The 12,846-nt window shown below is 55.7% G+C and carries 12 protein-coding genes; 7 read left to right on the top strand and 5 right to left on the bottom strand.

The genetic code is table 11. The annotated features are described in order from the left end of the window. Positions 1-127 precede the first annotated feature (127 nt). The 7 genes from ADJ24_RS01735 to mglC all read left to right on the top strand — a co-directional run bounded on the left by ADJ24_RS01735 (position 128) and on the right by mglC (position 8,321). On the top strand, positions 128-1,276 hold the full coding sequence (locus tag ADJ24_RS01735; RefSeq protein WP_023312472.1) for a YbfB/YjiJ family MFS transporter: 1,149 nt from the start codon (positions 128-130) through the stop codon (positions 1,274-1,276). 102 nt (positions 1,277-1,378) lie between these two features. Further along, on the top strand, positions 1,379-2,047 hold the full coding sequence (folE, locus tag ADJ24_RS01730) for a GTP cyclohydrolase I FolE (RefSeq protein WP_023312471.1): 669 nt from the start codon (positions 1,379-1,381) through the stop codon (positions 2,045-2,047). A gap of 19 nt (positions 2,048-2,066) precedes the next feature. Beyond that, complete coding sequence (yeiB, locus tag ADJ24_RS01725) at positions 2,067-3,224, top strand: DUF418 domain-containing protein YeiB (RefSeq protein ID WP_023312470.1); 1,158 nt, start codon at positions 2,067-2,069, stop codon at positions 3,222-3,224. 155 nt (positions 3,225-3,379) lie between these two features. After that, complete coding sequence (gene galS, locus ADJ24_RS01720; protein WP_023312469.1) at positions 3,380-4,402, top strand: HTH-type transcriptional regulator GalS; 1,023 nt, start codon at positions 3,380-3,382, stop codon at positions 4,400-4,402. Between the two features lie 294 nt (positions 4,403-4,696). Further along, positions 4,697-5,695, top strand: a complete 999-nt coding sequence (mglB, locus tag ADJ24_RS01715) for a galactose/glucose ABC transporter substrate-binding protein MglB (protein ID WP_023312468.1) — start codon at positions 4,697-4,699, stop codon at positions 5,693-5,695. A gap of 79 nt (positions 5,696-5,774) precedes the next feature. Further along, on the top strand, positions 5,775-7,295 hold the full coding sequence (mglA, locus tag ADJ24_RS01710; protein WP_023312467.1) for a galactose/methyl galactoside ABC transporter ATP-binding protein MglA: 1,521 nt from the start codon (positions 5,775-5,777) through the stop codon (positions 7,293-7,295). A 15-nt stretch (positions 7,296-7,310) separates the two neighbouring features. After that, the gene (gene mglC / locus ADJ24_RS01705) at positions 7,311-8,321 is read left to right on the top strand and encodes a galactose/methyl galactoside ABC transporter permease MglC (protein WP_008500921.1); all 1,011 of its coding nucleotides are present in this window, start codon (positions 7,311-7,313) and stop codon (positions 8,319-8,321) included. A 49-nt stretch (positions 8,322-8,370) separates the two neighbouring features. On the opposite strand, the gene ADJ24_RS01700 is transcribed toward mglC, so the two are convergent. The 5 genes from ADJ24_RS01700 to ADJ24_RS01680 all read right to left on the bottom strand — a co-directional run bounded on the left by ADJ24_RS01700 (position 8,371) and on the right by ADJ24_RS01680 (position 12,828). After that, a complete protein-coding gene (locus tag ADJ24_RS01700) occupies positions 8,371-9,759 on the bottom strand; it encodes a glutamine synthetase family protein (protein WP_023312466.1) in 1,389 nt (462 codons plus the stop codon). Between the two features lie 124 nt (positions 9,760-9,883). After that, positions 9,884-10,600, bottom strand: a complete 717-nt coding sequence (gene sanA, locus ADJ24_RS01695; RefSeq protein WP_008500918.1) for an outer membrane permeability protein SanA — start codon at positions 10,598-10,600, stop codon at positions 9,884-9,886. A gap of 126 nt (positions 10,601-10,726) precedes the next feature. Then, entirely contained in the window at positions 10,727-11,611 is an 885-nt protein-coding gene (cdd, locus tag ADJ24_RS01690; RefSeq protein WP_023312465.1) for a cytidine deaminase, read from the bottom strand. 129 nt (positions 11,612-11,740) lie between these two features. Beyond that, on the bottom strand, positions 11,741-12,436 hold the full coding sequence (locus ADJ24_RS01685; RefSeq protein WP_023312464.1) for a CidB/LrgB family autolysis modulator: 696 nt from the start codon (positions 12,434-12,436) through the stop codon (positions 11,741-11,743). Continuing rightward, a complete protein-coding gene (locus ADJ24_RS01680) occupies positions 12,433-12,828 on the bottom strand; it encodes a CidA/LrgA family protein (RefSeq protein ID WP_023312463.1) in 396 nt (131 codons plus the stop codon). The genes ADJ24_RS01685 and ADJ24_RS01680 overlap by 4 nt, the downstream gene beginning before the upstream one ends. Positions 12,829-12,846 lie beyond the last annotated feature (18 nt).

The following is a 12,846-nucleotide window of genomic DNA, read 5'->3' as shown; positions in this document are numbered from 1 at the left end:
TTATGAGAATGCGTATTCATAAAAACCATAATACAGCCTTTTCATTGACCTGTGAGCAACTTTCACTTTCGCCTGACGCCCAGATGCTGCATCATAAATTTACTTTTCTTTAACAATTGGAGCGGTCATGGCGCTGCGTATTGCGCTCAGTGGGTTTGTCGTTCTGGTGGTGGCGATGGGGATAGGGCGCTTTGCCTTTACGCCTCAGGTACCGCTCATGATTGCTGCCGGACAGCTTACGCTGACCAGCGCGGGTCTGGTGGCGGCGATGAACTATCTGGGCTATCTGGTGGGCGCATGGGATGCAATGCGCGCGCACCGCTTTGTGGAAACGCGCCTCTGGCTTGGCATCACCGGCGCGGTTGCGCTGACGCTGCTCTCCGCGGCGGCGGATAACGCCGTTATGCACGGCCTGCTGCGCTTCGTGATTGGCTGCATGAGCGGCTGGTCGATGGTACTCATTGCCGCCTGGACCAACGAGCGGCTGGGGCAGCTGGGTAAACCGGGCCTGAGCGCCGCCGTGTTTGCCGGACCGGGAGCGGGCATTGCTCTGAGCGGGCTTCTCGCCGTCTATATCCAGGCGAAATCCCTTTCGGCCGGGGCGGCATGGCAAATCTACGGCGTGCTGGCGCTGGTGCTGATTGCGCTGGTGGCGCGCTACCTGCCGCGATCCGGGCAGCTCCATCGCCCCGGCACCGCGCCGGAGCCGCTGGTGCTGACGGCGGATTTAAAGCGCCTGGTCTGGAGCTACAGCCTGGCCGGGTTTGGCTATATCCTCCCGGCGACATTCCTGTCACAAATGGCGGCGGTGCGTTTTCCCGGCAGCCTGTTTGCCCAGTTTGTCTGGCCGATTTTTGGTATCGCCGCCGTGGTGGGCATTGCGCTCAGTATTCTTTTACGCCACACCTCAACGGCTAACCGCAGGCTGGCTATCGTGCTGTGGTTACAGGGGGCTGGCGTGCTGGCGGCCTGGCTGCTGCCGGGGATTGGCGGTTTGCTGACGGGCGGGCTGCTGGTGGGCGGCGGTTTTTTGTGTGCCGTGCAGCTCTCTCTTTTATACGGCCGCGAGCTGGCGCCAAACCATACGCGCTATATGGCAGGCCTGCTCACCACCGGGTATGCGATTGGTCAATTGATTGGCCCGATGACCTCGGCGTTATCAACCTGGCTTACCCACCGGCTGGAGCCCGCGCTGGGGCTGGCGGGTGTTGCGCTGTTCGTCGGCGGAGCGCTGGTCTGGAATCGTCACGCTGAAAGGCAACAGCAATTGCAATAATTATCGTCGTGAATACTGGATTATGTGCGCCGCCTCACGCACAATGAGCGCATACTTTTGCCACAACGAGGGCAAAAGACGCCACACCTGCAGGAGAACAAAATGTCATCACTCAGTAAAGAAGCTGCCCTGGTCCACGAAGCCCTGGTTGCGCGCGGTCTTGAAACGCCACTGCGTCCGCCCGTACAGGATTTGGACAATGAAACCCGCAAGCGTCTGATTGCCGGTCATATGACCGAGATCATGGAGCTGCTGAATCTCGATCTGAGTGACGACAGTCTGATGGAGACGCCGCACCGCATCGCGAAAATGTACGTCGACGAAATTTTCTCCGGGCTGGATTACGCCAACTTCCCGAAAATCACCGTCATTGAAAACAAGATGAAAGTGGACGAGATGGTGACGGTACGCGATATCACGCTGACCAGCACCTGCGAACACCACTTCGTGACCATCGACGGTAAAGCGACCGTGGCGTATATCCCAAAAGATACGGTGATTGGCCTGTCGAAGATCAACCGCATCGTGCAGTTCTTTGCCCAGCGTCCGCAGGTGCAGGAGCGTCTGACGCAGCAGATCCTGACCGCGCTGCAAACGCTGCTGGGCACCAATAACGTGGCCGTTTCTATCGATGCGGTTCACTACTGCGTGAAGGCGCGCGGCGTGCGTGATGCGACCAGTGCAACGACCACGACGTCGCTGGGCGGCCTGTTTAAATCTAGCCAGAATACCCGCCAGGAGTTCCTGCGCGCCGTACGTCACCACAACTAAGTCTTACAGGGCAGGAACCATGGAGCGAAACGTCACGCTCGATTTTGTTCGCGGCGTCGCCATTCTCGGTATCCTGCTGCTTAATATCAGCGCCTTCGGCCTGCCGAAGGCGGCTTACCTCAATCCTGCCTGGTATGGCGACATCACGCGCAGCGATGCCTGGACCTGGGCTGTCCTCGATCTCTTCGCGCAGGTTAAATTCCTCACGCTGTTTGCCCTGCTGTTTGGTGCAGGTCTGCAACTCCTCCTCAGACGCGGTACGCGCTGGATCCAGTCGCGCCTGACGCTGCTGGTTCTCCTCGGCTTTATCCACGGCCTGTTCTTTTGGGACGGCGATATTCTTCTCGCGTATGGGTTAGTCGGGCTCATCTGCTGGCGTCTGATTCGCGATGCGCACAGCGTAAAAAGCCTGTTTAACACCGGCGTGATGCTCTACGTCATGGGGCTTGGGGTCCTGCTGCTGCTGGGGACGATCTCCGGCGAAGCGACGAACCGTTCCTGGATCCCGGATGCCGCTAACCTGCAGTACGAACAGTACTGGAAGCTGAAGGGCGGTACGGAAGCGATAAGCAACCGCGCGGATATGCTGGGGGATAACCTCCTTGCGCTGGGGGCGCAATACGGCTGGCAGCTGGCGGGCATGATGCTGATGGGCGCGTCACTGATGCGCACCGGCTGGCTGAAAGGGGAGTTCAGCCTGCGTCACTATCGGCGAACGGGTGTCGGGCTGGTGCTGATCGGCGTGCTGATTAACCTCCCGGCGATAATCACGCAGTGGCACATCCACTGGGATTACCGCTGGTGCGCGTTCCTGCTCCAGGTGCCGCGCGAACTGAGCGCGCCGTTCCAGACCATCGGCTACGCGGCGCTGATCTATGGCTTCTGGCCAACGCTTTCCCGCCTGTGGATCGTCAGCGCTATCGCCTGCGTGGGCCGCATGGCGTTGAGCAATTACCTCCTGCAAACGCTTCTCTGCACCACGCTTTTCTATCGATTTGGCCTGTTTATGAAATTCGACCGCTTCACGCTGCTGGCGTTTGTTATTCCGGTCTGGGTGATTAACCTGGCGTTTTCTGTTCTCTGGCTACGCTATTTCCGCCAGGGACCGCTGGAGTGGGTGTGGCGTCAGTTAACCGCACATGCTTCAGGGGTATCATTGAGGAACACATCCAGATAACGATCTGGATCACAATCATTAACAAAACGGATGTAAGCGTTTTCATGAGTGTGAGCTTCTTCACGTAGTCCCCTCTCTCTCGCTGCCAAAATAGCCACCTTGCTAAACACAGGGGGTGTCTGTGAGTTGCTGCAATCCTTTGAAGGATGGTGAATATGATCACCATTCGTGACGTCGCCCGTCAGGCGGGCGTTTCTGTGGCTACCGTCTCACGCGTGCTGAACAATAGCGCGCTGGTCAGCCCTGAAACCCGTGAAATCGTAATGAAAGCCGTGACCCAGCTCGGGTACCGGCCAAATGCCAATGCCCAGGCGCTTGCGACGCAGGTCAGCGACACCATCGGCGTGGTGGTGATGGACGTCTCGGATGCCTTTTTCGGCGCGCTGGTCAAAGCGGTCGACGTGGTCGCCCAGCAGCATCAGAAATATGTCCTGATCGGCAATAGCTATCATGAGGCGGAAAAGGAGCGTCATGCCATTGAAGTGCTGATCCGCCAGCGCTGTAACGCCTTGATTGTCCACTCAAAAGCTTTGAGCGATGAAGAGCTAACCGGCTTTATGGATCAGATCCCGGGCATGGTGCTGATCAACCGCATCGTCCCCGGCTATGCCCACCGCTGCGTCGGGCTGGATAACGTCAGCGGCGCCATGATGGCGACGAAAATGCTCATCAACAACGGGCATCAGCGGATCGGTTATCTGGCCTCCAGCCATCATATTGAAGATGACGACCTGCGGCGCGAGGGATGGCAAAACGCCCTGAAAGAGCACGGCATTACGCCGTCAGAAAGCTGGACGGGCACCGGTACGCCGGACATGCAGGGCGGCGAGGCGGCAATGGTGGAGCTGCTGGGCCGCAATCTGCAGCTTACTGCGGTGTTTGCCTATAACGACAGCATGGCGGCAGGAGCCCTGACGGCGCTGAAAGATAACGGCATTGCGGTGCCACAGCATTTATCACTCATTGGTTTTGATGATATTCCGATTGCCCGTTACACCGACCCGCAGCTGACAACGGTGCGTTACCCCATTGCCTCTATGGCGAAACTGGCGACTGAGCTGGCGTTACAGGGGGCGGCAGGGCTGCTGGATCCGGGCGCAACGCACTGTTTCATGCCGACTTTAGTGCGCCGACACTCCGTCGCGGCCCGGCAAATTGTGGTTCCGATCACTAACTGATTACATCAGGTGATGTAACCGTTTTCAATCTGTGAGTAAATTCACAGTATCTTAACAAGGCGCTGACTATGATGTCAGCGTTTTAGGGGCTGAAACGCTATGTAACGGTGATTATTCACTTTCACTATAGCCAATGTGCCGCAAACAACGAATAAAACGCATTTCTGGAGCGTTACCGAACACGGAAGATAGAAATTTTATAAGTGAACTTCGGCTGTCAGTAACGTTTTATTAACACCTGCCCGCCGATCGTTATTCACAAGAACTACCCTGCATAAAAAAACCGGAGATACCATGAATAAGAAGGTGTTGACCCTGTCTGCCGTAATGGCAAGCATGCTTTTTGGTGCAGCAGCGCACGCTGCGGATACCCGTATTGGTGTGACCATCTATAAATACGACGACAACTTCATGTCTGTTGTACGTAAAGCGATTGAGAAAGATGCGAAAGCAGCGCCAGACGTTCAGCTGCTGATGAACGACTCCCAGAACGACCAGTCCAAACAGAACGACCAGATCGACGTTCTGCTGGCGAAAGGCGTGAAAGCCCTGGCCATCAACCTGGTTGACCCGGCTGCAGCAGGCACGGTTATTGAAAAAGCGCGCGGCCAGAACGTGCCAATCGTCTTCTTCAACAAAGAACCTTCCCGTAAGGCGCTGGATAGCTACGACAAAGCGTATTACGTCGGTACCGACTCCAAAGAGTCCGGTATTATTCAGGGCGATCTGATCGCGAAACACTGGGCGGCAAACCCGAACTGGGACCTGAACAAAGACGGTCAGATTCAGTTCGTGCTGCTGAAAGGCGAACCAGGCCACCCGGATGCTGAAGCCCGTACCACTTACGTTATCAAAGAGCTGAACGACAAGGGTCTGAAAACCCAGCAGCTGGCGTTAGATACCGCGATGTGGGATACCGCTCAGGCGAAAGATAAGATGGACGCGTGGCTGTCCGGCCCTAACGCGAACAAAATCGAAGTGGTTATCGCCAACAACGATGCGATGGCAATGGGTGCGGTAGAAGCGCTGAAAGCACACAACAAATCCTCCATCCCGGTATTCGGCGTAGATGCACTGCCAGAAGCGCTGGCGCTGGTTAAATCCGGTGCGATGGCCGGTACCGTTCTGAACGATGCCAACAACCAGGCGAAAGCGACCTTCGATCTGGCGAAAAACCTGGCCGATGGCAAAGGCGCGGCAGATGGCACCAGCTGGAAAATTGAAAACAAAATCGTTCGCGTACCTTACGTGGGCGTAGACCAGTCCAACCTGGCTGAGTTTATCGGTAAATAAGTTAGCGGTACTGTCTCCACTGGGCGCAATTCGTTGCGCCCTTTTATAACGCGATATGCGAGGCCAACAAGGTATAATTATGGTCAGCACAAATACTCAGTCATCCGGTGAATACCTGTTGGAAATGAGCGGTATCAACAAGTCATTTCCCGGCGTTAAGGCACTCGATAATGTTAATTTAAAAGTTCGTCCTCACTCTATTCATGCCCTGATGGGGGAGAACGGTGCGGGTAAATCAACATTATTAAAATGTCTTTTTGGGATCTATCAAAAAGATTCTGGCAGCATTCTTTTTCAGGGGAAAGAGATCGATTTCCATTCAGCGAAAGAAGCACTGGAAAACGGTATCTCGATGGTTCACCAGGAATTAAACCTGGTGCTGCAGCGTTCAGTCATGGATAACATGTGGTTGGGGCGTTATCCAACCAAGGGTGTCTTTGTCGATCAGGACAAAATGTATCGCGACACCAAAGCGATTTTTGATGAGCTGGATATTGATATCGATCCGCGCGCCCGCGTGGGAACATTATCCGTCTCCCAGATGCAGATGATCGAAATCGCCAAAGCGTTCTCCTATGATGCGAAAATCGTCATTATGGACGAACCGACATCGTCATTAACGGAAAAAGAAGTTAATCACCTTTTTACCATTATTCGTAAGCTAAAAGATCGCGGCTGCGGCATTGTGTATATCTCCCACAAAATGGAAGAGATCTTCCAGCTGTGCGATGAGATTACCATCCTGCGCGACGGTCAGTGGATTGCCACGCAGCCGCTGGAAGGGCTGGACATGGACAAGATCATCGCCATGATGGTCGGACGTTCCCTGAACCAGCGCTTCCCGGACAAAGAAAACAAGCCGGGCGAAGTGATCCTGGAAGTGCGTAATCTGACCTCGTTACGTCAGCCGTCTATTCGCGATGTCTCCTTCGACCTGCATAAGGGCGAAATCCTGGGGATTGCCGGTCTGGTCGGGGCAAAACGTACCGACATCGTGGAAACCCTGTTCGGTATCCGTGAGAAAGCCGAAGGCACTATTACGTTGCACGGTAAGAAAATTAACAACCACAACGCCAACGAAGCCATTAATAATGGTTTTGCGCTGGTGACGGAAGAGCGTCGTTCGACCGGTATTTATGCCTATCTGGATATTAACTTTAACTCGTTAATTTCTAACATTCGCAATTACAAAAACAAAGTCGGACTGCTGGATAACTCCCGCATGAAGAGCGATACCCAATGGGTTATTGACTCCATGCGCGTGAAAACGCCAGGGCACCGCACCCAAATTGGTTCGCTGTCAGGCGGTAACCAGCAGAAAGTCATTATCGGCCGCTGGTTATTAACCCAGCCAGAAATTCTGATGCTGGATGAACCGACCCGCGGTATTGACGTCGGCGCGAAGTTTGAAATTTATCAGCTGATTGCCGAGCTGGCGAAAAAGAATAAAGGGATCATTATTATTTCTTCCGAAATGCCGGAATTGTTAGGGATCACGGATCGTATTCTGGTTATGAGCAATGGTCTCGTTGCCGGTATTGTTGACACCAAAACGACAACGCAAAACGAAATTTTGCGTCTTGCGTCTTTGCACCTTTAAGATCAGGGGCTCCTCATGAGTGCGTTAAATAAAAAAAGTTTTCTCACTTACCTGAAAGAAGGCGGTATTTACGTTGTTCTTTTAGTGCTGCTGGCTATCATCATTTTCCAGGACCCTACGTTCTTAAGCCTGCTGAATCTGAGTAACATTCTGACCCAGTCCTCCGTGCGTATTATCATTGCGCTGGGCGTGGCGGGCCTGATCGTAACCCAGGGGACGGACCTTTCTGCCGGTCGTCAGGTGGGGCTGGCGGCGGTTATCGCGGCAACCCTGCTGCAGTCGATGGAAAACGCCAACAAGGTCTTCCCGGAAATGGCCACCATGCCGATTTTCGTGGTGATCCTGATTGTCTGCGCCATCGGTGCGGTGATTGGTCTGATCAACGGTATTATCATCGCCTACCTGAACGTGACGCCGTTTATCACCACGCTGGGTACGATGATCATCGTTTACGGTATCAACTCCCTGTACTACGACTTTGTCGGTGCTTCCCCAATCTCGGGTTTTGACAGCGGCTTCTCGACCTTTACGCAAGGGTTCATCGCGCTGGGCAGCTTCCGCCTGTCGTATATCACCTTCTATGCGCTGATTGCGGTGGCCTTCGTCTGGATCCTGTGGAACAAAACGCGCTTTGGTAAAAACATCTTCGCAATCGGCGGTAACCCGGAAGCGGCGAAAGTCTCCGGCGTGAACGTTGCCCTGAACCTGCTCATCATTTATGCCCTGTCCGGCGTGTTCTACGCCTTCGGCGGGATGCTGGAAGCGGGTCGTATCGGCTCTGCAACCAACAACCTTGGCTTCATGTACGAGCTGGATGCGATCGCAGCCTGCGTGGTGGGCGGCGTCTCCTTCAGCGGCGGCGTGGGTACGGTACTGGGCGTGGTGACCGGTGTGATCATCTTCACCGTCATCAACTACGGCTTGACCTATATCGGCGTGAACCCGTACTGGCAGTACATCATCAAAGGCGCCATCATTATCTTCGCGGTTGCGCTGGATTCACTGAAGTACGCGCGTAAGAAGTAATTGCTCCTCGCGTTATCCAGCCCGCTCACCGAGCGGGCTTTTTTATGCCTTATGCCAGCTGTGACTCCTCTCGGGTCACAATGCGCTCAAACCAGTCGAGTTCAGAGAGTTTGCAGGCGACCCACTGTTCAGAAAAGGCGTCGCCCAGGCTGTCGGTGAGGTACTGACAGCGGGCAAAGGTCTCAATCGCCTCCTGCTGAAACAGCGGCAGCTCGGGACGATCGTGCTGCGGTTCGGGCAAATCCTCGTCGTCGGTGTTTTCCAGCCCGTACAGCATACCGGTCAGGATAGTGGCTGCCACCAGATACGGATTGGCATCGGCCCCGGCCAGCCGGTACTCGATACGACGGTTGTGGTCATCCGAGCAGGGAATACGCAGGGCGGCGGAGCGGGTGTTATAGCCCCAGGAGTTAAATACGGGCTCCGTCAGGTTTTTACGCAGGCGACGAAACGCGTTAACGCCCGGCGCAAGAATGGCGACAGAGGCGGGCATCAGCGCCAGCTGCCCCGCGATGCACAAACGCATCATGCTGTTAAGCGCGTTCACCGGGGAAGCAAAGACGTTTTCGCCGTGACGATTGTTCAGGCTGAAATGGAAGTGCAAACCGCTGCCGGACAGCTGGCTGAAAGGTTTAGCCATAAAGTTGGCCTGCAGGCCGTGCTTTTCGGCAACGTAACGGGTCAGGCGACGAAGCGCCAGCACGTTATCGCAGACCTCAACCACGCGATGGCTGTGCTTCAGGTTTAATTCGTACTGACCGGACTCGGCTTCTGCCACGATCCCGGACAGCGGGATGCGCTGCAGGTGCGCCAGCTGTTCCAGCTCGTCAAACAGTGCCGCATGGGCCGTCGTAGTATCCATATGAAAACAGCCCTGATTTTGCGGATCCCGATCGTCATGCCCCGTCAGATAGAACTCGATTTCCGGGGCAATCACCGGGAAGAGGCCGTGCTGGTGGAAGCGGGCCAGAACGTTCTGCAGTATCACGCGCGGCTCAAGCGGGCAGGGGGTATCGTCGCTGTCTTTCATCGTCAGCAGGATCTGCGCGTTGTGCTGCGGATCCTGCGGGCAGGGGCGCAGGGAGCCGGCGACAGGAACGCAGAGTCGGTCCGGCTCATCATGAAGCGGGGCGGCGATTTTTCCTTTCTGATCCATCGAGTAGACCGAAAGGGGAAAATAACAGCCTTTTTCCAGGCTCAGCATGCTCTCCACCGACAGACGCTTGCCGCGCATCGTGCCGTTGATATCGTTCAGGTAAACGTCTACATGTTTCGTCTGCGGGTAACGTTCCAGATAATCTGCCACTTCCACTGAAAGGTTGTGCTGCAGGGCATCAATTTTTTCATCAAGCCAGAGACCGGAATTGAGTGCGCCAGGAAGTGATAAACCGGGAAAGTTAAAATACGGGCGGAGACTTTTGAGGAAAAACGCATTCATTATTGAGTTCATAGTCATTCTTCAATGAAGCCGTAGCGGCAGTGAACTCAGCTTAAAAGAGCCGACGTAAAGGGGAGGTAAAAAGCGTCAGGCCCGGCGTAAAGAAAGTATAAAGGCGGTCCTGTTATTTCTCTTTTTTCTGCATATCAAGCAGCTGCTCGGGCGTGACGGCCGGGTAACCCTGCGCGTCTTCCGGCACTTCGTGCATCGCCGGAATCGGCACCAGCGGGCCTAAAAAGCGCGGTTCGCGTTTGAAGATATACAGATCGGCCAGGGCGCCAAAGCGCGCGCCGAACTCACGGACGCGCACGCTCAGCATGTCCTTTGGCGACGGCACCGCGTAACACTGCGCCTGAATGCCCATATGCAGCGCGATAAACAGCGCGCGCTCGCAGTGGAAGCGCTGGGTGATGATGATGAAGTCGTTGGTGTCGAAGACTTTACGCGTGCGCACGATGGAGTCCAGGGTGCGGAATCCGGCGTAGTCGAGCACGATATCGGCAGGGTCCACGCCCGCGGCAATCAGGTCCTTCCGCATCGTCACCGGTTCATTGTAGCTTTGCAGAGCGTTATCGCCGCTCAGCAGCAGGTAGTTCACCTTGCCGCTGTTGTAGGCGTTCAGCGCGCCCTGAATGCGGTAACGGTAATACTGGTTGATCACGCCGGTGCGGTAATACTTGGCGGTGCCGAGCACCACGCCAACCTGACGATAGGGCAGGTCCTGCAGGTCATCAAAGATGTAGGGGGCGGTTTTCCAGCTCATCCAGCGGTCGAGACCCAGCACGATCAACAGCAGTATGCCGACCAGGACAGACAGGCTGTAAAAAACGCGCTTTAACATGGAGATGGCTCGTTCGTGGATGAAATTTAACTCAGGCTACTTTACCCGCCTGGTTAGCGCAAGAAACAGCGACTCAACTGAGGGGTTTTTCAGCAAACTGGCGGGCATTTCTGCCCGCCGGAAGGATTACGCAAGCAGTACGCGGTCAATCGTCGTGCAGCCCAGCGCTTTAAGCGTCGCGGCGGTCGCATCCCACTGAATCAGCGGCGCATCGGCAATTTCTGCCAGAATAGCGCGCTGAATGTCCGGATAGTCATAGCCGTTCAGGCTCAGCAGGTTAAGCGCGCCCTGCAGCGGTGGCAGGGTTGGGTTAAACGCGGCGTTTTCCGCGTAGCTGCCGCTAAAGATCCGGCCATCGCGGCACTGCAGCGCCACGCCGCTTGGGGACTTGCTGTACGGCGTGTGGCTTTTGTTCGCCGCGCGAATGGCCGCCTGGCTCAGGTCATCGCCGGACAGGGCGTAACCGTGGTCCTGATCGTCCATCAGCAGCGTTTTGATCTCCAGATCTTTCGGGCCAAACGCGTCAGGCAGATAATCCCCCAGCGTATGCGGCGCGCGGCCTGGCAGATTGATGCGCAGCTGCAGCCCGCTGTTCAGCTCGTTCATAAACTGACGGCAGTGTCCGCAGGGGGTGTAGTTAACGGTAATGGCGCTCAGGGCTTTTTCACCGCGCAGCCAGGCGTGGCTGATGGCGCTCTGCTCGGCGTGAACCGTTTGCTGCATGGTCGCACCCAGGAACTCCATATTGCCACCGAAGTACCAGGTTCCGCTGACGCCGCGCGCAATGGCCCCGACGTTAAAGTGGGAGAGATCGGCCCGCGCACAGGCGGCAGCCAGGGGAAGCAGTGCGAAAGCCAGCGCGTCTTCGTCCAGTCCCGTTGCTTGTTTCAGCATCGTGACCTGCTCCGCGGTCAGCAGGGCGGGGAAGTGTGCATCTGCCAGAACGGGAGCCAGGGCTGACTGCAAATTCTCTGCAAGCTGGGCGAAAGCAGCTTGAAAACGTGGGTGCATGGCGTATGCCTCATAAAGGTTAATGGATCGGTAGTTTACGGAGCCGCCAGGGCTTTATATGTGATCCACTTCTCATTATGTATGCAACTTATGAAATCAAAATGAAATTTGCGCGACGCATCGCAAATTTTAGCCCATCACTGCCAGAATCAGCGGGAAAATGAACGGGGCCAGCAGGGAGGTGATAATCCCGCAGATCACCAGCGCCAGGGAGCTAAACGCCCCTTCCTGATAATCCAGCTCCGCACAGCGGGCGGTGCCCAGGGCGTGGGAGGCGGTCCCCATCGACAGCCCCCGTGCCGCTTTAGTGTGAATACGCATCCCGTTCAGCAGGGTGTGACCAAACACCGCCCCGAGAATACCGACGAAAATGACGCACATCGCGCTGATGGCCGGGATCCCGCCGAGGCTGCCACCGACCGCCATCGCGATAGGCGTGGTTACCGATTTAGGCAGGATCGACGCCGCAATCTGCGGAGAGGCCCCCATCAACAGCGCTACCGACGTGCCGGTGATCATCGCCACCAGGCTGCCCACAAAACAGATGGTAATGATGGATTTCCAGCGGGCGCGGATCTGGTGGAGCTGTTCATATAAAGGAAAGGCGAGCGCCACAACGGCAGGCTGCAGCAGGTCGTTTAAAATTTTGCTGCCGGCAAAGTAGCGTTCGTAGGGAATGCCGGTGAGCAGCAGGAACGGAATAATCACCACCATTGCCACCAGCAGCGGGTTCAGCAATGGCATTTTAAAACGTGCGGCAAGCCTGCGCGCGGCGAAGAACACCGCCAGGGTTAACGGCAGCGACCACCAGATATTGGCCATCATTTTTTTGTTTTCTCCCCGACCACGTTACGTTCGCCATGCACCAGATGCGAACTCCAGCTCACAACCAGGAAAACCACCAGCGTACTGACCGCGCAGGAGACCACAATCGGGCCGAACTGGGCCTTGAGCAAATCAAAATACTGCATGACCCCGACGCCGATAGGCACGAAAAGCAGCGCCATATAGCGAATAAGGACGAAGCAGCCGGGATTGACCCATTTTGCGGGCAGGATTTGCAGCGCCAGCAAAACAAAGAGGATCAGCATGCCGATAATGCTGCCGGGAATGACGATCGGCAGCAGCGACGCGATGAAAATCCCGGCATACAGGCAGGCGTAAATCAGGACGAATGCGCGCAGATATTGCCAGATAATGTTCAATGATTTGCTCATGGTGATAGTCCTTGCTGA

The sequence above is a fragment of the Enterobacter sp. 940_PEND genome, assembly GCF_001059415.1.
GTDB lineage: Bacteria > Pseudomonadota > Gammaproteobacteria > Enterobacterales > Enterobacteriaceae > Enterobacter > Enterobacter cloacae_M.
The sequence above is the reverse complement of the archived record's forward strand: the minus strand, read 5'-3'. Positions and strand labels throughout refer to the sequence as shown.